This is a genomic window from Nocardia sp. GP40 (assembly GCF_050434125.1).
Classification (GTDB): Bacteria; Actinomycetota; Actinomycetes; order Mycobacteriales; family Mycobacteriaceae; genus Nocardia; species Nocardia albiluteola.
Genome location: NZ_JBNPVW010000013.1, coordinates 1 through 21,559, shown reverse-complemented (window position 1 = coordinate 21,559; position 21,559 = coordinate 1). Strand labels below are relative to the sequence as shown.

The 21,559-nt window shown below is 65.9% G+C and carries 23 protein-coding genes; 16 read left to right on the top strand and 7 right to left on the bottom strand.

Annotated elements, in window-relative coordinates; translation table 11 throughout:
* Positions 1 to 281: 281 nt before the first annotated feature.
* From ABH933_RS32500 to ABH933_RS32475, 6 genes are all read left to right on the top strand, one after another.
* Complete coding sequence (locus ABH933_RS32500; protein WP_429421447.1) at positions 282 to 1,166, top strand: helix-turn-helix domain-containing protein; 885 nt, start codon at positions 282 to 284, stop codon at positions 1,164 to 1,166.
* Positions 1,163 to 1,369 carry a DUF397 domain-containing protein gene (locus tag ABH933_RS32495; protein ID WP_429421445.1) on the top strand — a complete coding sequence of 69 codons (207 nt, stop codon included), beginning with the start codon at positions 1,163 to 1,165 and terminating at the stop codon, positions 1,367 to 1,369. Before ABH933_RS32500 ends, ABH933_RS32495 begins: the two co-directional genes overlap by 4 nt.
* A gap of 212 nt (positions 1,370 to 1,581) precedes the next feature.
* On the top strand, positions 1,582 to 2,142 hold the full coding sequence (locus tag ABH933_RS32490) for a DUF3558 domain-containing protein (protein ID WP_429421443.1): 561 nt from the start codon (positions 1,582 to 1,584) through the stop codon (positions 2,140 to 2,142).
* A 10-nt stretch (positions 2,143 to 2,152) separates the two neighbouring features.
* Positions 2,153 to 2,527 carry a hypothetical protein gene (locus ABH933_RS32485; protein ID WP_429421441.1) on the top strand — a complete coding sequence of 125 codons (375 nt, stop codon included), beginning with the start codon at positions 2,153 to 2,155 and terminating at the stop codon, positions 2,525 to 2,527.
* Positions 2,524 to 3,876 (top strand): hypothetical protein, encoded by a 1,353-nt coding sequence (locus tag ABH933_RS32480; RefSeq protein WP_429421440.1) that lies wholly within the window; start codon positions 2,524 to 2,526, stop codon positions 3,874 to 3,876. The genes ABH933_RS32485 and ABH933_RS32480 overlap by 4 nt, the downstream gene beginning before the upstream one ends.
* Complete coding sequence (locus ABH933_RS32475) at positions 3,860 to 4,639, top strand: ESX secretion-associated protein EspG (protein WP_429421438.1); 780 nt, start codon at positions 3,860 to 3,862, stop codon at positions 4,637 to 4,639. Before ABH933_RS32480 ends, ABH933_RS32475 begins: the two co-directional genes overlap by 17 nt.
* A gap of 79 nt (positions 4,640 to 4,718) precedes the next feature.
* Here ABH933_RS32475 and ABH933_RS32470 read toward each other — a convergent pair whose 3' ends face one another.
* Entirely contained in the window at positions 4,719 to 5,687 is a 969-nt protein-coding gene (locus tag ABH933_RS32470) for an LLM class flavin-dependent oxidoreductase (RefSeq protein WP_429421436.1), read from the bottom strand.
* 64 nt (positions 5,688 to 5,751) lie between these two features.
* Here ABH933_RS32470 and ABH933_RS32465 point away from each other — a divergent pair, with 64 nt between their 5' ends.
* Positions 5,752 to 6,420 carry a TetR/AcrR family transcriptional regulator C-terminal domain-containing protein gene (locus ABH933_RS32465; RefSeq protein WP_429421435.1) on the top strand — a complete coding sequence of 223 codons (669 nt, stop codon included), beginning with the start codon at positions 5,752 to 5,754 and terminating at the stop codon, positions 6,418 to 6,420.
* A 258-nt stretch (positions 6,421 to 6,678) separates the two neighbouring features.
* Here ABH933_RS32465 and ABH933_RS32460 read toward each other — a convergent pair whose 3' ends face one another.
* Both ABH933_RS32460 and ABH933_RS32455 read right to left on the bottom strand, forming a co-directional pair.
* On the bottom strand, positions 6,679 to 7,356 hold the full coding sequence (locus tag ABH933_RS32460) for a class I SAM-dependent methyltransferase (protein WP_429421433.1): 678 nt from the start codon (positions 7,354 to 7,356) through the stop codon (positions 6,679 to 6,681).
* A gap of 317 nt (positions 7,357 to 7,673) precedes the next feature.
* Positions 7,674 to 8,144 carry an Lrp/AsnC family transcriptional regulator gene (locus tag ABH933_RS32455; RefSeq protein WP_429421431.1) on the bottom strand — a complete coding sequence of 157 codons (471 nt, stop codon included), beginning with the start codon at positions 8,142 to 8,144 and terminating at the stop codon, positions 7,674 to 7,676.
* Between the two features lie 106 nt (positions 8,145 to 8,250).
* Between ABH933_RS32455 and ABH933_RS32450 the strand changes: the two genes are divergently transcribed.
* The 5 genes from ABH933_RS32450 (at position 8,251) to ABH933_RS32430 (ending at position 15,798) form a co-directional block, all read left to right on the top strand.
* A complete protein-coding gene (locus tag ABH933_RS32450; protein WP_429455193.1) occupies positions 8,251 to 9,216 on the top strand; it encodes a DMT family transporter in 966 nt (321 codons plus the stop codon).
* Positions 9,213 to 9,632, top strand: a complete 420-nt coding sequence (locus tag ABH933_RS32445) for a DUF2000 domain-containing protein (protein ID WP_429421427.1) — start codon at positions 9,213 to 9,215, stop codon at positions 9,630 to 9,632. Before ABH933_RS32450 ends, ABH933_RS32445 begins: the two co-directional genes overlap by 4 nt.
* A gap of 428 nt (positions 9,633 to 10,060) precedes the next feature.
* Positions 10,061 to 10,912 carry a hypothetical protein gene (locus ABH933_RS32440; RefSeq protein ID WP_429421425.1) on the top strand — a complete coding sequence of 284 codons (852 nt, stop codon included), beginning with the start codon at positions 10,061 to 10,063 and terminating at the stop codon, positions 10,910 to 10,912.
* Positions 10,909 to 12,210: a WD40 repeat domain-containing protein gene (locus ABH933_RS32435; protein WP_429421424.1), complete on the top strand. Its 1,302-nt coding sequence runs from the start codon at positions 10,909 to 10,911 to the stop codon at positions 12,208 to 12,210. Before ABH933_RS32440 ends, ABH933_RS32435 begins: the two co-directional genes overlap by 4 nt.
* A 156-nt stretch (positions 12,211 to 12,366) precedes the next feature.
* Entirely contained in the window at positions 12,367 to 15,798 is a 3,432-nt protein-coding gene (locus ABH933_RS32430; protein WP_429421422.1) for a tetratricopeptide repeat protein, read from the top strand.
* A gap of 12 nt (positions 15,799 to 15,810) precedes the next feature.
* Here ABH933_RS32430 and ABH933_RS32425 read toward each other — a convergent pair whose 3' ends face one another.
* The gene (locus tag ABH933_RS32425; protein WP_429421420.1) at positions 15,811 to 17,187 is read right to left on the bottom strand and encodes an ABC1 kinase family protein; all 1,377 of its coding nucleotides are present in this window, start codon (positions 17,185 to 17,187) and stop codon (positions 15,811 to 15,813) included.
* Between the two features lie 345 nt (positions 17,188 to 17,532).
* Between ABH933_RS32425 and ABH933_RS32420 the strand changes: the two genes are divergently transcribed.
* The gene (locus tag ABH933_RS32420; RefSeq protein WP_281066002.1) at positions 17,533 to 17,661 is read left to right on the top strand and encodes a hypothetical protein; all 129 of its coding nucleotides are present in this window, start codon (positions 17,533 to 17,535) and stop codon (positions 17,659 to 17,661) included.
* A gap of 63 nt (positions 17,662 to 17,724) precedes the next feature.
* On the opposite strand, the gene ABH933_RS32415 is transcribed toward ABH933_RS32420, so the two are convergent.
* Positions 17,725 to 17,850, bottom strand: coding sequence for a hypothetical protein (locus tag ABH933_RS32415; protein WP_429421418.1), 126 nt, complete (start codon positions 17,848 to 17,850; stop codon positions 17,725 to 17,727).
* A gap of 129 nt (positions 17,851 to 17,979) precedes the next feature.
* Here ABH933_RS32415 and ABH933_RS32410 point away from each other — a divergent pair, with 129 nt between their 5' ends.
* The 3 genes from ABH933_RS32410 to ABH933_RS32400 all read left to right on the top strand — a co-directional run bounded on the left by ABH933_RS32410 (position 17,980) and on the right by ABH933_RS32400 (position 20,059).
* Entirely contained in the window at positions 17,980 to 18,849 is an 870-nt protein-coding gene (locus ABH933_RS32410; protein ID WP_429421416.1) for an alpha/beta fold hydrolase, read from the top strand.
* A gap of 21 nt (positions 18,850 to 18,870) precedes the next feature.
* A complete protein-coding gene (locus ABH933_RS32405) occupies positions 18,871 to 19,017 on the top strand; it encodes a hypothetical protein (protein WP_429421414.1) in 147 nt (48 codons plus the stop codon).
* A 409-nt stretch (positions 19,018 to 19,426) separates the two neighbouring features.
* Positions 19,427 to 20,059 carry an NADPH-dependent FMN reductase gene (locus ABH933_RS32400; protein ID WP_429421412.1) on the top strand — a complete coding sequence of 211 codons (633 nt, stop codon included), beginning with the start codon at positions 19,427 to 19,429 and terminating at the stop codon, positions 20,057 to 20,059.
* A 121-nt stretch (positions 20,060 to 20,180) separates the two neighbouring features.
* Here ABH933_RS32400 and ABH933_RS32395 read toward each other — a convergent pair whose 3' ends face one another.
* Together ABH933_RS32395 and ABH933_RS32390 are read right to left on the bottom strand one after the other, a co-directional pair.
* Positions 20,181 to 20,741: a recombinase family protein gene (locus tag ABH933_RS32395; RefSeq protein ID WP_429421410.1), complete on the bottom strand. Its 561-nt coding sequence runs from the start codon at positions 20,739 to 20,741 to the stop codon at positions 20,181 to 20,183.
* Positions 20,742 to 20,872: 131 nt separating this feature from the next.
* The gene (locus tag ABH933_RS32390) at positions 20,873 to 21,244 is read right to left on the bottom strand and encodes an anti-sigma factor antagonist (protein WP_429421408.1); all 372 of its coding nucleotides are present in this window, start codon (positions 21,242 to 21,244) and stop codon (positions 20,873 to 20,875) included.
* Positions 21,245 to 21,559: the final 315 nt, after the last annotated feature.

The following is a 21,559-nucleotide window of genomic DNA, read 5'->3' as shown; positions in this document are numbered from 1 at the left end:
AACGAAATCTTTTCTACGCCAGGCGATGGCGAATCGGCACACATCGACCTACGATGTCGGTTGTAATCGCTCGATCACCACCGGGGCTCTCGCCCGTAGATTCCTTTCCGGCAGGGGTATATCGGTCATGCGCTATTTCCGAGATCGCGTTATCCGGCAGAGCCCGCTCCGCCGCAACGCCTTCCGGCATACCGCTCCCCCGATCAGCACCATCCGGTATGGGGCCTACCGGCGCGGGCCGTTCCAGTACGGCGTGCAGATTCGTTAGGGAGGCAAAGGGAATGGCAGGATCTACGCTCGCGCGGCGGTCACTCGGCCGGCGGTTGCGCCAGCTGAGGGAAGCCGCGGAGATGAGCCAATCAGCGGCGGGGAGAGCGGTTGAGCTGTCCCCGCAGTCCATCGGGAGGTTGGAGGACGGGCAGGCGACGCGGACGTCGAGTTTGCATATCAACGCGCTGTGCGATGCGTATCGGGTAAGCGATGCCGAGCGAAAGGTGTTGCTGGCGTTGGGCGCTGAGGTGCGGGAGGCACACAAGTCCGGAGGAAGATGGTGGCGAGCCTACGCCGACGAGATTCCGATGGACTTCAATCACTATATCTCGCTTGAGGATTCGGCCAGCAATATCACTTTCTGGTCGACACTCCTGATACCGGGACTGTTCCAGACCTCCGACTACCGGCGGGCGCTGGCGTGGACCGAGCATCCGACAAAGACACACGATGAGGTCGAGCGACTTGTGCAGTTGGCCTCGAGGCGACAGCGTCGACTGCGGGACCCCCGGGTCACCATCGTTGTCCTGATCTTCGAAGCGGCGTTGCGCTGCCAGGTAGGCAGCGTCGCGGTCATGGAGGAGCAGTTGCTGAGACTCGCTGCGCTCAGCGAGTATCCGAACATCACGATCCAAGTCGTGCCGTACAAGGCGTCCAACCATTTAGGGTCCCTCGTCGGCAAGTTCGTGTTGCTGGATTTCCCACCTCTGCCTGCGACCAAGCTGCAGGAACCATCGGTCGTCTACGTCGAGGGCTTCGCGGGCAGCCTCTACCTCGAGCGAGAGTCCGAGGTAGAGCAGTATCGGCAAGCGGGAGAACAGATCCGGCGTGTAGCGTTGAACCCAATCCAATCCAGAGAGCTGATCCTGGAAATAGCAAGGGAGTGTGCCCAATGAGCATCAACCTCATCGGCGCTCAATGGTTCAAGTCCAGCAAAAGCAGGGAGACCTCGGCTTGCGTGGAGGTTGCCTTCCTGAACGAAGATCACGTCGGCGTCCGCGACTCGAAGAATCCGACCGGTCCGGCACTGGTCTTCACGCCTGCGGAGTGGGATGCCTTCACCGCTGACGTGCGGGACGGCGGACTCGATCACGCTTGATCGAACGTGCGTGAGGACCGGACACATTGCGTCCGGTCCTCACGCCGTTTATGCCCCGTGACCTCGTTGAAGATGCGGCCCGCGATAACCGATCAGTTGAACCCCCGCCCGAGTGCCCGGTAGGGTTCCGGGAAGCGGGGGGACGCCAACCAGCCCCCACATCGGGTGACAGTGGAGGGCGACGGATGACCCAGAGGTCGAAGACACTCAGCGTGGTCGCGCTGACCGCCGCCGCAGGGCTGACGCTGGCTGGATGTGGAAAAACCAACACTGGATCGCCGACATCGGCCGCGCAGACCACGACGGCAAGCAGCAGCGCAGCTGCGGCTACAACCACCGCGTCTGATTCCGCAGTGAAGCAATGGGACCCCTGCACTATTCCAGATTCGGCTGCTTCCGGTCTGGGTCTTAATACGACCTCAAAGACCGACCAGATCGCCGGAACGACGTTCGATGGTTGGAAAACCTGTGGATGGCAGGCCAACGACAAGACCTACACCTTCGAGATGTTCACCTCTAGTCACACATTGAGCGAATACAAGCAGCGAACGGACTACGAAGGATTTACCCCGATAACCGTCGGAAGCCACCAAGGTCTTCAGTATCACGCCGTGGGTCAGGCTGATATTGATTGCTCAATCAGCCTGCAAGTGACAGGCGGCACTGTCGACTTCGAAGTGGTCAACCAATACGGAAAGCCGGGCCTTGGAGAGCCTTGCGCCACAGTTCACCGCCTTGCGGATGGTCTGGCCCAGTATCTCCCGGGGACGTAGGGAGGGGATTATGGACGGCGTCGATCCCAGCCAGTGGAAGACCCTGCTGGACAAGGCTAATTCAGGCGAACTGTACCTCGATCCGGAAACAGGCAAGGGCCTGGACAAGGTGTGTGATGATCACATCGATGAGTTGAACAAAGTCCTCACGTCATCGTTGTTCCTTGATCGTATAACAGGTTTCGGGAATTTCAACTCAGGCAAGACCCTCGAGAAGAAGTTCTCCGCAATCGCAAACGGGGACGATCGCTCGTTGAACACCGTGATCAAGCAGCATATCGACAGCGTCAATACCGCCAAGCAGGTCGTAGCGAAGGCAATTGCGAATTATGTCGCTCTCGACGAGGAGCAGCGCCGCCAGATCGAGGCGGTGACCCCGCAATGAGCTACGACGACTACAAGCGCAAAGTCATTGCTGCCCAAGAGCAGTGGAACAAAGACCGAGATTGGATCTACAAGACCGAGGGCCAAGGTAATTACGGCACCGAGTTCTCCGGCGATGTCCAAATTCCGGCGATCACTACCCCGGACAGCTACGACCACATGGACCTCGCGACCATGCAGCAGTCCGTCAATGCGATGAATCCGAAGCAGGTTGACCAAGCGGTCACGGCCTGGGCGAACATCGGCGCATCCCTCACCGGCACCTTCTCCCAATTCCAGCAGCAGTTCGCCAAGACAATCAACGGCGACAACGGCCACTCCGGCTGGCGCGGCCAAGCCGCCACCGCCGCGGTCCAAGCGGTGAACAACTACACCGACAAATCCTCCCACCTCGCCCACGCGGCAACCGTTGTCTCCCTGAAGCTTTCGGAGATGAAGACCGGCCTCGAGGAAACCCAGTCCCTGATGCCCGGCGTCACGACCCCCACCCCGTCCAGCAAGACCCTGCCCACCGACGGCGTCATGAAGGTCGACGACCACAACAAGCAGGAAGCCACCCAGGAAGCCCGCCGCATCCTCACCACCGTCTACGGCCCGGTGGCCAGCCAGACCGATACCGGCGTCCCCTACCTGCCGACGGCCCCGCAGATCATCTCGGGCCCGAACGGCCCGGTCGGCCCCTCGGGCCCGAACTCCAAGCCCGTCACGCCCGCAGGCGGCACCGGCCCGACCAACACCGGCGCGTCCGGCCCGAGCGCCGGCGGCGCGACCGGCCCCGCCGGCAGCGGCGCGACGGGCCCCGACTCGAGCAAGAGTCCGGGCGCGACCGGCCCCGGCGAGTCCGCCACCGGTCCGTCGGCGACCTCCTCGAATCCCGCCGATTCCACCTCGACCGCGGGCGTGAAGTCGCAAAGCTACAGTCCGACAACACAATCGGCGACCCCCTCCACGGCCACCAGTGTCTCCATCCCGACCGGCCCGGGAACGACCTCCAACCCGAACTTCTCGGGCTACACACCGGGCTCGAACCTCGGCGGCTCGACCAACTCCGGCACCCAGGGTGCCCCGACCACCAACGCCCCGGGCCGCAGCGTGCCCGGCACCACCGGCACCGTCCAGCCCGCCGCCGCATCCACCACCGCCACAACGGCCGCGGCCCGCGCGGGCACCACCGGCATGACGGGTATGAACCCGGGCGCGGCCAAGGGGAAGGGCGAGGACGCCGAAAAGTCCGGCACCCCCGACTATCTGGTCACCAAGGAGCACGGCGACGAGCTCACCGGCCTGGGCGATCAGCCCAAGATGGTGCCCCCGGTGATCGGCGGAGACTACGATGCCCCCAAGTATTAGATTCACCGGCCTGGAATTCGAAATCCTCTGGGCCGCATACGATCGCGACCGGCTCCCGTATCCCCTGCAATACCGCACCGACATCGAGGATTTCGACACCCTCAAGCGCGCCCGCGAGGCCGCCGTCGACTCGGTACTCCAGAAATACGAGCCGGAACTCGAACGCGCCCTGCACATCCTGGTGAACCCCGAGGTCCGCGTCGAGGCCAAGGGCTTCGGCGGCCCCGGCATGTCCCAGGTCTATCGCTTCCACGGCGCGGTGCTGGGCAACGCCGCCGCCGTCATGGTCCAGCTGCCCGGCCCCGCTCCCGACTGCGGCGGCGAGGTAGTCATAAAATATTGCAGCGCAGCCCAATTGGGTGACTACACGGTGGAATCCCTCCCGAAGCGCAAACCGGGCAGGCGCGCCCCCCTGGAAATCCGTCGCGACGCCCTGGAAGCCGACCGCCGCAACCCCATCCGCCACTCCCCCTCCCTCACCGCCCAATTGGACGAGGTCTTCGCCCGCCCCCGCCTGGCCTACGGCGAAATCATGATCTTCCCCGGCCCGGCCCTGGACGCCCGCCGCTCCCCAGGCCGCTCCTTCTGGTGGATGGACTACGAAGACGGCCGCTACTACGTCAAGACCACCAACCCCATCATCGCCAAACCCATAGACCCCAAAGCCCTTGCCGCAGAAGTAAACCGACTGACCAAAATCACAGCCCAATACTTCCGCGAAGACGCCGAACACGACGAATACCTCCGCACCCGCCACCCCTGAATCTCGACTTTCGCGATCCCTCTCGAGCATTCATTCGATCACAGCGGTACAGCATCGCCACTATGAGCCCCGCACCCCCTCAGACGAGCGGGAGCACCTCGTTGACCACCCGATCCAGCTGTGCGCGCTGATCCCAGGCCGTAATGCGAAGGATCACATGGGTCGCGCCCTGCTCGATCAGGGTGCGCAGCGCGGCCGCACAGGCCGCGGGTGGACCGGCGGCCGTCCACGCCTCGACCATCGGCGCGGGCACGTCTTCCCCGTTCTCGTGGGCCCGGATGAAGCGTGCGGTCTCCGCCAGCGACTCCTTACGTCCGGCACCGACATTGATGTTGTAGAGCACGGTGACCGGGAACTGCGCGGGATCACGACCGACCTCGGCGAGTTGCGCGGACAAGCCGGCCCACAGGGTTTCGAACAACCCGGGCCAACTGGCAGCGGTCATCCACCCGTCGGCCAGCGTCGCCACCCGCCGCAAGGCCCGCTCGGCGAACGCCGGATTCCAGGGGTTCGCGGCAATGAACACCGGGCACGGATCCTGTATCGGAACCGGATGCACGGCCAGCCCGCGATAACTGCGGAATCGACCCTCGAAGTCGATCTCCTTGCCACTCCACAGTTCCCGGCACAACCGGATGTTCTCGGCCAGCCTCGGCCCCCGTTCCCGATCGGGCACACCCCAGTGTTCGCCCTCCGCCGCGCTGACCCCGTCACCCACCAGCCCGGTACAGGCTCCGAGCACCATCCGGCCGCCGGACACCCGGTCCAGGCTTGCCCACTGATACGCGAGCACCGCGGGATCTCGCACCGGGAAGCTGGCCATACAGGCCGTCCCGAGCCGCACGCGGCTGGTCAGAGCGCTCAATGCACCCAGCAGAGTCAGCGAATCGGCCCTGGGCTGCGCGGTGAGGCTGTCCCCCACCCACACCGAACTCAGCAGGGGACTCTGCTCGGCGAGCGGTCCCAGCTCCAGCAGTTCGCCCAGCGTGCCGACGCCGAACTCCGCACCGCGTTGCGGGATGAGCAAACCGAATCGGGTATCGAACATGATCACTCCATAATCCAACAGTGTTGGTTTAGTACTCTCGAAGAGTAACCCCAGAGGAGGCGTTGTGACCAGTGCTCGACGCGGGCGCCCCCGGACCGGCTCGGGACTGACCCGCCCCGCCGTGGTGACTGCGGCCCGCGAGATCGTCCGCGAGGAGGGCGTCGACCGCCTGAGCATGCGCCGAGTCGCCTCGCGCCTCGGTGTGGACGTGTCCTCCCTGTACTGGCATGTCGGCAACAAGGACGAACTCATCGACCTGCTCGCCGACGACCTGCTCGCCGACGCAGTCTGGCCGGACCCCGCCCTGCCGTGGCGGCACCGCGTCGAACAGGCCCTGACGTCCTACCGTGACCTGCTGCTCACCCACCGCGACGCCGCCACCATCATGGCCGGCCGCTGGGTCCAGGGCCCGAACACCCTGCGCGCCTTGGAAACCCTGGTCGCCGCCCTCCTGACCGCCGGCCTCACCCCGCCCGCGGCAGCGGAAACCGCCTTCCTGCTCAACAGCTACGTCACCGGCTTCGTCCTTCAGGAACTGCGCCCGATGAACGCCGCCGAAGCAACGGGCTCGACCGCCGCCCAAGTCCTCGACCAGGCCCGCACCAGACTCGAGGAGCTACCCGAAGCAGACTTCCCCGCCCTCCGCCTGGTCGCCGCGCACCTCACCGCCCCCAACATGGACGACCGTTTCCGCCGCGGCATAGCCCTCACCCTCGACGGCCTGCACCTCTGACACCTACCCCAGCCGATATCAGCGCAGACTCCGTTCTCGCTGGAGCGGCAGCCACGTTGGAACACTCGCTCTTCGGCAGTAGTGGACGGTCCGCCGGCCTCGGATCGGCACGGCCAGTTGATCGTCCGATGCCCCGCGCTGTCGGCTCGGTCAGCGCGGGATGTGGCAAATGAGCCCCTGAGGGCGGCCACACGTCGAACGCGCCCGCTACCTGGGTTATGACGCATCCGACGCCCGAATCACCGGCGAGGGTGCGTGCTATGTGGAAGTCGGAGATGGCTTGGTGGCCACACCCGTGATCAGCGGTCGAACAATCGGGGGCATTCCCCGCCAGGACATTTCTTGCACGTCGTCGAGCTTCAGCCCCGACGCCCGGATACGTTCGAGGGTGGCGCGGTTGCAATGGCAGCCCTCCGCGAACCGGCGCCACGGGCCGGCGAGGCGGTCTTGCCAAAGGGAAAGTCGCGGCGACTCGGAACGTACGTGCTCGAGAAACAGCAGCTGGCCACCAGGGCGCAACACGCGCCCGATCTCCCGCAACACCGGATCAGGGTCATCGACAGTGCACAACACGAGCGTTGAGACGACCGTATTCACGGTTTCATCCGCGAACGGCAATTGTTCCGCCGATGCGTCAAGCACGCGTGCGCGATGTCGACTGCGACGCATCCTCCGCGTCAACCGTGTCCTCATCGCGGCCTCCGGTTCGGTCAAGATCAGCTCGTCGAGGCCATCCGGGTAGTACCCCAGGTTGAGGCCGGTACCGCTGCCGAGCTCGACAGTCCGCCCCCTCGCACGGCTGAGCAAATTTCGCCGACGAGCGCCCATACCCGCCTTCTCGCCCATCCACAGCAGCGGGTCATAAAGCGCCGCGAAAGCCCGGGCCCACAGGTCCGAGCCCTTCACGCCTGCCGCCGGCACGGCGCCACTGCTCACAGACTCGACGTTACGCCTAGGGACAGCGTCGCGTATCCCGGCTTGTCGAGCGGGGCGATAGCGGCTACCGGTGCGCTCCCTGGCGGCTAGGGCCACAAATCTCGGCTCCGGCTCTTCTGTGGGGATCACAGCCTGACTGAAGTGAAATCGGTGCTCTGACAAGGCAGCCGGCCAGCAGTACAGGGCTTGGAACCGTCTAGCCGCCGGAAAGACGCGACACTCGAGAACTCGGGTCTATATCCCGGGTGTCGATTGACAGCGCGCCACGGACCCGCCCGGATCGCCCGCGCGGCGGCAGAAGAGCTTACTCGGGCCGACTAGGTGTCACTTCCTGATAGGGGCAGGACCACGGATCTGCGGACATGGCTGAAGATCACCGAGGTTCGCACGTGCACGATCTCCCTCCGTTGGGTGAGGCGGTCCAGAATGAAGGCGCTGAGCTGATCGTTGTCGGCTACCGCGACGTGTAGCAGGAAGTCGTCGCCGCCGGACATGACGAAGTAGGCCAGCACTTCGGGCAGGTTCGCCACGAACGCCCGGAACGACTCGATCACCGTGCGGTCGGGCGGGCGCAGCTGCACCGCCACGATCGCCTGGGTGCCGCGGCCGATCTTCCGCAGGTCCACATCGGCGTGCTGGCCGCGCAGGATGCCGCGCTTGGTCAACCTGCGGATGCGTTCCAGGCAGGTGGACTGTGCCACGTGCAGGCGGGCGGCCAGGTCCTTGTTCGTCAGCCGGGAGTCCTCCTGCAGGAGTGCCAGCAATGCCGTGTCAAGTTCGTCCAGCACTAACGTCAGCGCCCCTTCTCCGTGCATAGTTCGCGATATTCGATAGAGATCCGAATTTATCACGGCTATTGTCGGAAACATTCGTGACCGCTGTTAATTTGGCGCGATGACCCTTTGTAACGACGAGCTCGTCGCAATCGGCCCCATGAGACCCGCGCGCGGGCGCACCTCGGCGGTCGTGGCCGTGGTGGTGGCGGCGCTGATTTGGAGCACGTCGTACGCGGTCACCAAAGTGACGTTGACGCAGATCCCGCCGCTGACGATCGGTGCACTCCGGTTCTGCGCCGCCGCCCTCATCCTCGCCGTGGTGGTCCATGCCAGGCGCGACCGACGGCCGCCGACAGTGCGGCAGCGGTTGGTCATCGGCGCGGCCGGGCTACTGGGCATCGCGGCATACTTCGCGGCGGAAAACCTCGGCGTCGACCTGGCGACGGCCTCGGATGCGACGCTGATCGTCGCCTCCTACCCGATCATCACCCTGGCCCTGGAGGTGATCCTGCGGCGGGCCACGTTGTCGTTGATCCGGCTGACGGGCATGTTGATTGCCGTCGCGGGGGTCTGGCTGGTCGTGCGCGGCGGGGCAGACCGCGACCTCGGGAACCGGTTGTGGGGCGATGCGCTGCTGATTCTGGGTGGGCTCATCTGGACCGGATACAACCTGGTGGCACAGCGCGACACCTCGGGCGCCTCGCCGATGGTGGTGACGTACTACCAGACTCTGGCCGGGGCACTCGGATTCCTGGCGATGTCGCTGTTCGAGACGGACCGCTGGGCGTGGCCGTCGCCGACCGACCTCGGCCGTGTGCTCTTCCTCGCCGGACCCTGCTCGGTGGCCGCGTTCGGGCTCTACAACTACGGATTACGCCGGCTGCCGTCCAGCGTAGCGGTCAACCTACTCAACATCGTCCCAGTGGCAGGCCTGGTATGGGCGGCGTTGCTGACCGGGGAATCGGTTGGCGCGCAACAGATCATCGGCGGCGCGATCGTCATCGCCGGCGTGGCGGCCGGCCTGTACCAGCGAAACGACCACCAATACGCAGACATATCGAACACGGAAAAGGACCACGTATGACAAGCCGGCCAGAGTTCAAGTGCGCGATCGTGGTCAGCGACGAGCTGCCCACGGGACTCGCGGTCAACGCCGCCAGCGTGCTCGCACTGACGATGGGCCACCGCATCGAGGGAATCGTCGGCGCAGATGTGAAAGACGCTGACGGTGTAATCCATCCCGGCGTCATCTACACCCCGCTGCCGATCCTGGTGGCACCGCACCACCAGGTCGGTACCATCGTGCAGACCGCGGCCGCTCGGGACGAACTATTCTTCGTCGGTTTCAGTTCCCTGGCCCAGGCCTGCAAAACCTACGAGGAATACATCGACAAGATGGCGTCCACCCCGACCGCAGACCTGGCCAGTGTCGGCGTCGGCCTGTACGGCCCGCGCAAACAGATCAACAAGCTCGTCGGCTCACTACCGCTGCTACGCTGACCGACCTTCTCGGGGCAGTCCCGTTTGGGTGTAGCTCGTTTTGAGTGATGGTTGATCATGCCGGCCCCGACTTCTTGATCATCGCCCCCGATTCCCGACCCGTTGATCCTACAAGTTGATATTCTCAGCCCGAAACCTGTTCAGGGGGTGGTGTTTCGGTGGCCCGAAGCCGCGAGCCCAGGCGGCGCGTAGTCCAAGTAGCCGGCCGCGTACGCAAGCCCCAGGCAAGTCCGCCTTCACCGGCCGGCTCATCACCAGCTACTCCACCACTCTCGGAGGCCGCTACTCCAGCAGGCCCTACAACGCCTCAACCATCGGTGGGCCCAACTCCGCCCAGCTCCACTGCGCCGAATCTCCCGCCGCCGCAAAGTCCGTCGGCGGCAGCTTCACCAGCGGAAGGCACGCCACTGGCAACCCCCGGAGCTCCGGTGGAAGCCACGTCCTCGGCGAGCCCTTCGGACCCTCCAACCGGCTGGAAACACCCGTTCGCGTCGCTGACCAAACCAGGTAAGGCTCTCGTAGGCCTGGTAGCCACCGGCGTGATCGGCGGTCTGATCACGTTGTTGATCAACGCATACGGCCCCACCATCACCGACACGATCAGCTCGGGCCCTCCGCTCGATGTGGTCGTGCAATACGACAAACCGCTGACGACAGCGGGCTATTTCGCGCTCCCGGGAACGCTGGCGGGAAATGCGATCCCCCAGCAGGATCTCGCCGCGCAGCATCCGGAGGCGGTGGCGGTCGGTCGATTCACCGTGAAGCTGATCCTCCAGGGCCGGCGCAGCCAGCCCGCCCTGATCACCGACCTCCGAGCGCGCGTGCTTTCCCGGTCGAAACCCATTGCCGGGATGCTCATCTCGACATCGGGCAGCGAGAACACAAACACGAACGGCTGCGTGTACCTGGCCGATCTCGCACCCACCTTCCTAACGCCGGATCCCACCGCGTCGGGATGCTTGCCGGGAGCGAAACCCTATTTCGCGGTACACAATCTGACGCTCAACCGCGGCGAGCAGGCCGTGATCGACGTGAACGCCATGGTGAGTCAGCAGAATCCGACACCGCCACAGGCCCTCGGCTCCTATGAATGGGAATTCGTACTGCGTGTCGTGCAGAACGGCAAGAGCACCGATATGACGATTCGCGATGGCACACAACCATTTCGACTGACCGCCCTCTCACCCGATTACCGGGCGGCCTACTCCGGCGTCGGGGTGATGAACCCGGACTCGGTACAGGGGCTCCGCCAAGCCTTCCTCGGGAACCCGCCGCGATGATCCGCTCCGCGCAGGCGGCACTGACTGTCGCCGTGATCGTCCTGGCGCTGACGGCGCTCACGGCGGACGTGCACCTCGCACCGAAACAGAGTGTGGTTCAACTGAAGCCGGTGAGCGCCGACCCGAACACCAGCGTCTCCGACGTGGCTTTCAGCCCCGACGGTCGATCCCTGGTCGCCCTGGTCACCGCCACCGACGCCCTCCCGGCCGGCCCGACACCGGCGCCCGTCACCGCCAGAACCGTGGAACTGTGGAGCGTGCGGACCGGGCACCTCGACTGGATGTTTCAGGACGCCCACGGTCACATTTCCCACATCCTGTTCGGCCCGGACGGTCACACCCTGGTCCTGCTGGTGGCCGACACCGTCGAACTGTGGGATCTGCGCAACCACGAACTGATCGCCACCCTCGACGCCTGCCCGAGCGGCAAGAACAGTTGTCCCGACGGGCGGCACGACTGCCACGAGTACGCTGGCGAATGCAGGGACGACCTCGGCTACCAGCGGGCGGCGTTCAGCCCGGACGGCCGCACTCTCGCGGTCAGCGGCCGCTGGTCCGATTCTGATAATTCCGTGGACATCTGGGACTACCGAACACGAAAGCTGGTCAACTCCTTCCCCACCGGCCTCCCGAACGGCCTGGCTGCGACGATGGATCCGCGTAGTCTCCATTTCAACCTCGACTCTCAGCAGCTGACGGGAATCGGAGCCGTATCCGCCCCGAACGGAGCACAGGATGCCTTCGCCACGTGGGACGTTCGGACCGGAAGCGTGGTCACCCAGACGACCTTCGACTTCAGCGTCGATGCCTTCGACCTCAGTCACGACGGGCGGCGCCTGGCAATCGCCTACAAGAAGGATCGGCAACCGGTCGTGGAGATCTGGCAGGTGCCGAACGGAAAACTGGAGGCGACCCTCGACTACCCGGTCGACGACGTCCACGCGGCCGCCTTCGGCCTCGATGACCGCACGCTCGCTGTCGCCGTCGACGACAACAGCATCATGCTCGCGGACACCGTCGGACACCATCCGGCCACCAAACTGACCGGGCCACCGACGCTGCCGTTCTCCGCCGTGTACACGGCGGCAATAAGCCCGGACGGCCGCGTCATCGCCGGCGTTACCTTCGACGGCATCGCACTGCTGTGGGAATTGGGCTCCCGCCAGTTCATCGCTGCCAAGAACCCCCAGTGCGCGGGCCTCTGCGCATACGAGGGAGACATGGCATTCTCCATCGACAGCCGACTACTGGCACTGACCCGGCTGAACGGCGCCATCGACATCGTCCGCCTGCGATGACCTCGACCACGGTGCACCGGACAGCCCCGCCCGACGGTGAGCCCGGACGGAACGATTCCAGCCGCAGACGGCGAACCAGGCACGCCGACAAGGCATTTGACGTCCCGGATCATGTGAAGCCCCAATGTGACCAGCCGGGAAGACTACCCTGGGTAGGTGACCTCAGTAGACGATGGTGACACCGACGACAACGCCGTTCAGTCGAATGAGCTTTTCGCAGTGCGCCTATCAGAACTGTTCCGGGCCGCGGGGGACCCAACCCTGGAACGGGTCACCCGGCAGACGCGGGAGCGGCTAGGGCCGACCTGGAAGGTCCCGACCATCCAGCGGGTCCAGTCGTGGCGCGCGGGAAAGCACGTTCCCGCGAAGTTCGCATCGCTCGAGCCGATTCTGGTGACGCTGAGATATCTGGCGCGGCAACGGAAGTCGGCCGAACCGGTCGCGGCGCTGACGATGGGCGCATGGCAGAAGCTGTGGCAGGAGGCCCGCGACAAGCCCGCCGTGACCGCGTCGGTGTCGCGTCCGGTCACCGACACCCTGCCGCGCGACATCCCACTGATCGGCCGGGGCGAGGAGCTGGAGCGGATCGTGAGCATCGCCGAACGCGGTGGGGTGCTGTCGATCAGCGGCATGCCGGGCGTGGGCAAGACCGCGTTCGTCACCAGTGTGGCGCACCGGCTCGAGGACCGGTTTCCCGACGGTCGATTGTTCGTGGACCTGCAGGCCCATGCGCCCGGCCGCACCGCGGCGTCGCCTGCCGATGTGCTGGCCGGGCTGCTCACCGATCTGGGGATGGATTCGCGCGAGATTCCCGACACCCTCGAGAGCCGTCGCAGCCGGTGGCGGGATCGAGTGGCGGGGCGGCGCATCCTGCTGGTGCTCGACGACGCCGGGGACCGGGCACAGGTCGAACCGCTGCTGCCGACCGGACCGGACTGCCTGACCCTGATCACCAGCCGGCGACAGCTCGTCGCGCTCGACGATCACGAGCCGCTGGTCCTCGATGCTCTGCAGCCGGACCTGGCGGCCGAATTGTTCTGCACCCGAGCGCGTCTCGATCGGGCCGACCGCGAGCATCCGGCGGTGGCCGAGATCGTCCGGCTGTGCGGATGCCTGCCCCTGGCGATCGTGCTCATCGCGGGCCGCATGCGCTATCACTCGGCATGGACCGTCACCACCGTCGCCCGCGACCTGGCCACCGCTCAGGATCGCCTCGGCGAATTCGAGGCCGATGAGCGAGCCGTACGCGCCGCGTTCACGATGTCCTACGACGTGATGCCGCCCGATCGGCAGCATCTGTTCCGGCGCCTCGGCATTCACCCGGGACGCACCGTCGACAAGTTCGCCGCCGCAGCGCTGGACGGCATCGAGGTGGCCGACGCCCGTCGCGAGCTGGAGGCGCTGTTCACCGATCATCTTCTCCGGGAACAGCTCGAGGGCCGCTATCGGATGCACGATCTGCTGCGCGTCTACGCGAGCGAGCTGGCCGAACACGACCCGGCGTTCGATCGGCGGGCCGCCGTGGATCGTGTCCTGACCTACTACTGGCACGCCGGCGAAATCGCCGATCGATGTCTGGCGGTCGAAACTCGTTCGCGGCGGCCGCCGATCAACGGTGCGTTCCCCGCCACACCGCGTCCGGCGAGCCGGGCGCAGGCGCTGGCCTGGCTGCGGGCCGAGCGCGACAACCTGCTGGACTCGCTCGAATATGCCGCCGCCGATCGAGAACGACGGTGGGAGACGATCGGCCTGACCGGCGTCGTGGCCGGTCTGCTGCGCCTCGACGGTCCCTGGCCGGTGGCCATCGAGCTGCATCGCCGCGCGGCCGCCCTCGCCAACTTCGACGGAGACCGGCGAGGCGAGGCGGACGCCCAGTACAACCTGAGCGTAATGCGGTATGCCACAGGCGATTATCCGGGCGCTGTCGGTCCGATGCTGGAGGCGTCGGCGATCTATCAGGAGATCGGCCACCCGGCAGACCACGCGCGGGCCCTCGGCATGCTCGGCACCCTCGCATACGCCACGGGCGACTACCCTCGCACGGCGGAGCTGATGCAGCGGGCGGCCGCGATCTACGAGAGAGACGGCGACGGCTCGGCCGGGGCCTATGCCCTCATCGGGCAGGGCATGGCCGGATACGCTACCGGCGACTATCCCGTTGCGGCACAATGGGTCAGCCGCGCTCTGCAAACATTCAGGGACATCGGCGACAGCGTCGGAGAGGCGGCCGCGCTCGACCGGCTCGGGGTGATTCAGTATGCGACCGGCGACTATTCGCTGTCGGCGGCCTCGGTCGAGCAGGCACTCGCGATCTACCGAGCCGCCGGCGACCGATTCGCCGAGGCGCACGCGCTGAACGCGCTGGCATCGGTGCGGTTCGCGACCGCCGAATACGCGGTCGCCGCCGATCACGCGTGGGAGGCGCTGCAGATATTTCGGACGGTCGGCGACCGGGTGGGCGAGGCGTACGCGCTGGACAGTCTCGCCAGGCTGCACTTCACCACCGCGGAATGGCAGTCCGCGGGCGACGATATGAACCGTGCGCTGGCGATATTCCGGGACATCGGCGACCGGGTGGGCGAGGCCTACGCCGTGAACGATCTCAGCCTGTCCCAATACATCAGCGGCGATTATTCGGGAACGGTCGAACGCATGGAAGCCGCGATGCTGATATTCCGTGATATCGGCGACCGCGTCGGCCAGGCGTATACGCTCATCGGGCTGGGCCTGGTGGCGTATGCGAACGGCGACTACACCGCCGCCAAGGACCCGATGCTCGAGGCCCGCGCGCTGTTCGAGCAAATCGGCGACAAGGTCGGCCTGGCGTATGTTCTGGTCGGCCTCGGCCGGTTGCGCATTGCGACAGGAGAAGATTCGGGCGCGGCCGACCTGCTGGCGCAGGCATCGACGCTATTCGGCGATATCGATGACAAGGTGGGCCAGGCGTACGTCCTGATCAGTCAGGGGAGGCTGCGCTTTGCCATCGGCGACGGCAACGGAGCGATCGAACTGCTGCTGCGGGCCGAGCGGATCTACCGGGACATCGGCGATCGATTCGGGCAGGCCTTCGCCCTGGGCGGCGTCGCCCTGCTGCACTATGCGCAGGGGAATTCATCCGGAGCGATCGATCCGGCGGAAAGGGCATTGGGCATCTTCGATGCCATCGGCGATCGCGTCTGTCACGCTTACACATTCGTCGGACTGGGCCTGCTGCGGTACGCCGACGGTGACCATTCCGGCGCGGTCGCCATGGTGGAACGGGCGCCGGCGATGTTCCACGAGGTCGGCGACCGCGTCGGCGAGGCGTATGCCTTCATCGGACTGGGCCTGCTGCAATACCAGACCGGAAACTACTCCGAGATGGCGAATTGGGCTCAACGGGGATTGGCGATATTCCGTGAGATCGACAAGCATCCCCGGCGCGCGGAATTGCTCGAGCGGATCACGAATACCTGGGAGGAGGCGAGCAATCCGCACGACGCCATCATCTCCTACCTCGATGGGCTGCGCCTCATTCGTGAGATACAGATCCGGTGGCGCAAGCGCCGCGTCTGGCGAGATCTACCGGCGCCGACCAGCCGCCGGTGACGCCCGCGCGGCCTAACCATTCAGCTGCGCCTTCCAATCCCGGTGCCGCAGGCCGAGTTCGGTGACCGGTGGGTCGCCGTACAGCCATTCACACGCGATCCGGTACCAGTTCGCCGTCGCCCGCAGGTGTCCGAGTGTGGCGCAGGTCCAGAAGTCGGCGCGGCGGGAGATCAGGTGCTCCGGCGGAAGACTCTGGTGCCGCATCCCCGAGAATTGATTCCGCCGCGGGTCGACCACGGTGAGGAAGCCGCCGCAGGCCAGGTCCGGTGTGATCGGCACGTCCCCGTCGACCATGCTCCATTCCGTGGCGGCCAAGGCGAAATCGAAACATTCGGAGACGGTCACGCCGGATCGGTCGCCGATGACACCGCGTTCCACCATGAGCCGATACAGGTCCTCTGGCCGATCCTCGGCAATGGCGCGCAGACACGCGGCCTCCAGCGCGACGTGCTCGGCGCTCATGTGCTTGTAGAGCCCGAAATCGACGAACACCACCCGGCCGTCCGGGCCCAGCAGCACATTACCGGGATGCGGGTCGCCGCAGAACTCGTTGAATTCGAACTGCGTGCCCACATAGAACCGGTAGATGATCTCGCCGATCCGGTTGCGTTCGGCGGCCGGCAGGGCCCGCATGGCGTCGAATCCGATTCCCGGCATGTACTCGCTGACCAGGACACGGCGGCTGCTGTGTTCCGGAAATACCTGGGGCACAGCGATAAAGGGATGACCCGCATATCTGCTGGCCACGCGCTGCTGGCTGCGGGCCTCGATCGTATAGTCGATTTCGTTTTCGAAGTTGTCGCGCATTTCGTCGAACACCGAAACCGTGAAGGCCGGCAACAACGGCCGCAGCAGCGGTCGCAGTGGCGCCAGGTTCCGCAGATCCGCGCGTACCGACGCGTCGATCCCCGGATACTGCACCTTCACCGCGACCTCGACGCCGTCCTCGAGCCTAGCCCGGTACACCTGGCCGATCGAGGCGGCGGCGATCGGCTGCGGGTCGAACTCGGCGAAAAGCGTCTCCAGCGACGCTCCGAAATCTTCCTCGATCACCTGACGCATCCCATCGAACGGCACCGGGGGAGCGCTGTCGAACAGCACCGCGAGCCGACGCTGAAACGTCTCGCGATGGCGCGGCGGAACCAGATCCAGGTCGAACAGCGACAGCAGCTGGCCCAATTTCATTGCCAGGCCCTTCATCTCGCCCAGCACCTGAACCATCTGCTCGGCCAGCTGCCAGACGGACTCGTCGGCGAGGCGTTCCCGGACCTGCTCGGATCGGCCGAGCATCGATAGCTTCGTGCGCTGCCTGCGAACGACATAACCCCCGCCGAGCGCCGTCAGCTTCGACGCTCGAACCAGTCCCGACTTCGACACGGGCTTGTCCATACCGATTCCTCCGCTGGGTACCTCATGACCGCCTCGTGGACGGTAGGCGCAGACACCCATCCAGCACTACCGGCGGCCCGCACCCGGCCGCGAAACCGCCGATCGCAGCGCCGCCGCACTTTTCCGGTCCGGAAATCTCGTCCCTGTGGCCTGGGTATTCGGTCGGCCGCCGGTCCGCTCGCCGCGCAGGTCAGGAAAACAGGAATTGTGCTGTGAGCAGGGGTGTTTGCGGTACCTACCGCGAGAGCCCATGGCCGGGCGGGGCGCCGCGTTCCTACCGTGAGAATCGCTCGACCGCACCGGGTCGCCGGCGTGGATCAGTCATCACGAAAACTGGAGTAAGTCATGGGAATTGCCACCAGCATCATCGAACTCGTCACTGCCTGTATCGAACTCGGCTTCAAGGCGGCCGTTGGAGTACTCGATCTGGCGAATGCCGGGAGCTCCATCCTGGAGCACATCCTGCCCAAGTAGATCCGGCGCGGGCCGACGCCGGGTGACGTCGGCCCCCTCCTCCGCACGTGCAGCGCGGGAATACTAGCTGGTCGCGAAGCCGTACGGGGTCGCGTCGGTGGGCCGGCCTTCGGCGATCCAGGCGGAGAGTGAATCCGACGAGCCGCTCGGCGCGGGAGGCCCGGCGGGGCCGCCGACGATCCTGTCCATATCCCCAATGTTGGTGCCGCGTCTTGTCGTCGCATTGCCGATCGCTTAACACCGCGGCGGCGACACCCACCGATGAGTTTCGGCGGCGGAGGGAGTCTCCTCGAGAGAGGCAACCGCAAAGGAGTCCCCATGCCGCTTGATGTCGAACGTTCACCCGAGCACATGGTCACCGTAGGTGAGGTCGAGCTGTGCGTAACCACCTTCGGTGATCGGCAGCAACCGCCGATGGTGCTGCCGAGCACGTCGAGACTGTTCTGGGAGGACGAGTTCTGCGACCGGCTCGCCGGCGCGGGCCGGTTCGTCCTGCGCTACGACATCCGCGACACCGGCCGATCGACGACCTACCCGACCGGCTCCCCCGGTTACAACCTGCGCGACCTGGTTTCGGACCTCATCGGACTGCTCGATGCCTTCGAACTTCCACGAGCCCACCTGGTGGGTTTCTCGGTAGCCGGATGGATCTGCCAACTCGCCGCCCTCGACCACCGCGACCGGGTATCGGCCCTGACCCTGATCAACACCCGCCCCACGCCTCCCGGCCCGCCGGACCCGGATCTGCCCGAACACTCGGACCGGGTCACGAATTTCATCCGCACAGTACCCCGCCCGGACTGGTCCGACCGAGCTGCGGTGATCGACTACGGAATCGAACAGGCCCGAATGCTTTCGGGTACAAACGGATTCGATGAACAGGAGGCAAGGCGGCGGGCGACTCGGACGGTCGACCGCACGACCGACATGGCATCCAGCATCCTCAACCTCGGGTATGCCGATGCGGGCGACCGCTGGCGGGAGCGGCTGCGCGAGCTCACCGCACCGACCCTCGTGGCTCACGGAACCGATGATCCGTTCTTTCCGTACGCCAACGGAGAGGCCTTGGTACGGGAGGTCCCCGGCGCCACCTTGCTCCCGCTGCACGGCATCGGCCACGAACTTCCGGGGAGCACCTGGGATCCGCTGCTCACCGCCATGCTGGAACTCCCGGAAATCCGTGAGTAATGACCACGGCAGCCGACGACGTTGTTCGAGGCCACCCGCCGCGCGCTGCTCGCCTCCCTCGCCGGCACGGACACCCTCCTGCTGGGCACCCACTTCGCCCCGCCCACCGCCGGCCGGGTCGTCGCCCACGGGGACGCCTACCGGCTGCAGGCCGTCCCCGCGGCCTGACCCGCGAGCCATCCCGTCCGATGCGGGCGCCGGGCCCGGGGCGGACAGGTCAGGCCGGCGCCCGGCGGGCAGGAGGGCTCCCGCCGGCAGACTGTGCAGCTCGAGGCCGGGTTGCTGGGCGGCGCGCTGCGCCTTGGACTCGCGCTGCGCCTTGGACTTTCGCTCCCTTCTTCCACGGGCCGGGAAAACTGGCGCTAACGGGGTCCAGGTAATCGCGCGAAAAGCAACATATGTGGCTGGACCAGCAGTGAGGGCGTCGTGATCGGTTCAGGCTCCGAGCCGGTGCGGTGGGTGCCTGGCTTGGCTGCCGATGAGGTTGGTCGGCGCGGCGCAGGTGTTCGCGGACGAGTTGGTGCGTCTGCGGGAGTGCCTTCGAAATACTCCCGGGCTCAGCCCTGTTGGCGCAGCTGTGACTATTCCCCGCATCCTGTTGATTTCGGGCAGCACTCGCGAGGGCTCGACGAACACCGCCGCGCTGCGCTCGATCGCCGCCGACGCCGGGTCCGACTTCGAGGCCGTCCGGTACCAGGGCCTGCTCGACCTACCCGCTTTCATGCCCGGTGACGAGCCCGAGCCGCCCGTAGTCGAGGCCCTGCACCGGCAGCTCGCCGAGGTCGACGCGGTGCTGTTCTGCACCCCTGAATACGCGGGCATGATCCCCGGCAGCCTGAAGAACCTGCTCGAATGGACGATCGGCAATGCCGATCTCAGCGACAAGCCGGTCGCCTACGTGAACGTAGCCTACGAGGGCCGCGGTGAGGCCGCCGTGGCCACACTGCGTACCGTGCTCGGCTACGCCGGTGCCAGGCTGGTCGAGGCGGCCTGCGGCCGCATCACCGTGCTCCAGAGCAGTATCGGACCGGACGGCGTGGTTGCCGATGCGGATGCCCGCATCCGCCTGAACGCCGCTGCCCGCACCCTGGCCGCGCATGTCGCTCCACATGACCTCGAACATCTCGTTGCCGGGATGCAGATAGAGCAACGCAAGCCAGTCCCGGAGCGTACGAGAGAACAGAACATTCGCATCGACGACGCGCCGTGACCTATTCGTGACATTTGGTGAACGGCCTGGCCGTAGGCGAGTAACGTCCGGACGTGCGACAGCCCCGGCGGCAAAGGCGCCGCCGGGCTGTTGTCCAGCTTGGTTACACCCCGAGCCCGGCTCAGCCTGTGGCGGTCTCGGCTCGCAGGTAGCTGTAGACGGTTTCCCGGCTGATACCGAACTCCTTGGCCAGCACCGACTTCCGCTCACCCGCCGCGGCGCGCTCGCGCAGCCGACCGGCCTGCTCGTCGGTGAGTGCGGGTTTGCGGCCGGTGTAGACACCGCGGGTCTTGGCGGCGGCGATACCTTCGCGCTGACGCTCGAGGATCAGGGCGCGTTCGAACTCGGCGAAGGCGCCCATCACCGATAGCAGCAGCGTCGCCATCGGCGAGTCCTCCCCGGTGAAGGTCAGGTTCTCCTTGACGAACTCCACCCGCACCCCCTTGCCGGTCAGGATCCGCACCAGCCGGCGCAGGTCATCGAGGTTGCGGGCGAGCCGGTCCATCGAGTGCACGAGCACGGTATCGCCGTCACGCACGTAGGCGATCAGCTCATCGAGCTGCGGCCGGGCGGTGTCCTTGCCGGAGGCCTTGTCGGTGAAGGTGCGTTCGACCTCGATGCCGTCGAGCTGGCGGACGGCGTTCTGATCGACCGTACCGACCCGGATATAACCGACTCGCATCACCGAATCCTTTCTCGCACACAAATGTCAGGATGGACTTTAAGAACCCAAAACGACACCCTTAACGACCCGTCTTCGTCGGCGCCTCGGTCCCCTTCCGTGACCCGGCCGATGGCCGGAGATGCTGTGGTTCAGGCGTGTAACGCCTCCTCGACGCTGTGGTAGAGCGCAAGGAACTCCTCCAGCCCGGTAATCTCTATCGGACGAATCACCGGCCGGTTGCTGTCTACGGCGATACGGAGTGGTTGTCGGCGGTTTTCGGCAGCCCGGGTGACTTTGAGTAAAGCGCTGAGGCCGTGACCGTCCAGGAATCGCACATCGGTCAGATCCAGGACGCAGAACCCGCCGCGGGTGCGATCCAAGCCCGTGCGCACCGCCTCCATCAACTGGGTGGAGGTCGCGTGGTCGACGTCTCCGCTCACCACCACGACCGCGACCTCACCGGCCATCCGATGCTCGATGGTCAGCCGGGAAACCGCCGATGCATCATCCTTGTCAGTCATACCCTGCAGACCATAGCCATCGGCTACCGCGCGCAAGGCGACCGCGCCGAGACAGGCCGAAGGGTCACGCAGATAGGTGGCGTCACCGGCGGTGTGCTGGCCGAATGTCCCAGCGGTGGGTGGTCCAGGCGCACGGGAATCGCGGTGCTGGGTGAGCACCCTCGTGCCACGCGCGTGCCGTGAGGTGTTCGGGTCGGCCGCTGGGCTACCGGAGTCGGCCGGGCAGGCGGGCGGTTACACCGAGACTTCGTGGACTGCGGCGCCGGCTCGCACGTCCAGGATCGCCACCAGCACCATCCGGCACACGGCCATGTC

What these genes read in the sequence shown, in the direction of transcription:
- ABH933_RS32420 (WP_281066002.1), top strand. Translation starts at nt 17,533, where the DNA reads ATGGGAATTGCCACCAGCATCATCGAACTCGTCACTGCCTGTATCGAA.
- ABH933_RS32480 (WP_429421440.1), top strand. Translation starts at nt 2,524, where the DNA reads ATGAGCTACGACGACTACAAGCGCAAAGTCATTGCTGCCCAAGAGCAG.
- ABH933_RS32425 (WP_429421420.1), bottom strand. Translation starts at nt 17,187, where the DNA reads ATGGACAAGCCCGTGTCGAAGTCGGGACTGGTTCGAGCGTCGAAGCTG.
- ABH933_RS32410 (WP_429421416.1), top strand. Translation starts at nt 17,980, where the DNA reads ATGCCGCTTGATGTCGAACGTTCACCCGAGCACATGGTCACCGTAGGT.
- ABH933_RS32485 (WP_429421441.1), top strand. Translation starts at nt 2,153, where the DNA reads ATGGACGGCGTCGATCCCAGCCAGTGGAAGACCCTGCTGGACAAGGCT.
- ABH933_RS32415 (WP_429421418.1), bottom strand. Translation starts at nt 17,850, where the DNA reads ATGGACAGGATCGTCGGCGGCCCCGCCGGGCCTCCCGCGCCGAGCGGC.
- ABH933_RS32470 (WP_429421436.1), bottom strand. Translation starts at nt 5,687, where the DNA reads ATGTTCGATACCCGATTCGGTTTGCTCATCCCGCAACGCGGTGCGGAG.
- ABH933_RS32500 (WP_429421447.1), top strand. Translation starts at nt 282, where the DNA reads ATGGCAGGATCTACGCTCGCGCGGCGGTCACTCGGCCGGCGGTTGCGC.
- ABH933_RS32445 (WP_429421427.1), top strand. Translation starts at nt 9,213, where the DNA reads ATGACAAGCCGGCCAGAGTTCAAGTGCGCGATCGTGGTCAGCGACGAG.
- ABH933_RS32435 (WP_429421424.1), top strand. Translation starts at nt 10,909, where the DNA reads ATGATCCGCTCCGCGCAGGCGGCACTGACTGTCGCCGTGATCGTCCTG.
- ABH933_RS32395 (WP_429421410.1), bottom strand. Translation starts at nt 20,741, where the DNA reads ATGCGAGTCGGTTATATCCGGGTCGGTACGGTCGATCAGAACGCCGTC.
- ABH933_RS32450 (WP_429455193.1), top strand. Translation starts at nt 8,251, where the DNA reads ATGACCCTTTGTAACGACGAGCTCGTCGCAATCGGCCCCATGAGACCC.
- ABH933_RS32390 (WP_429421408.1), bottom strand. Translation starts at nt 21,244, where the DNA reads ATGACTGACAAGGATGATGCATCGGCGGTTTCCCGGCTGACCATCGAG.
- ABH933_RS32495 (WP_429421445.1), top strand. Translation starts at nt 1,163, where the DNA reads ATGAGCATCAACCTCATCGGCGCTCAATGGTTCAAGTCCAGCAAAAGC.
- ABH933_RS32475 (WP_429421438.1), top strand. Translation starts at nt 3,860, where the DNA reads ATGCCCCCAAGTATTAGATTCACCGGCCTGGAATTCGAAATCCTCTGG.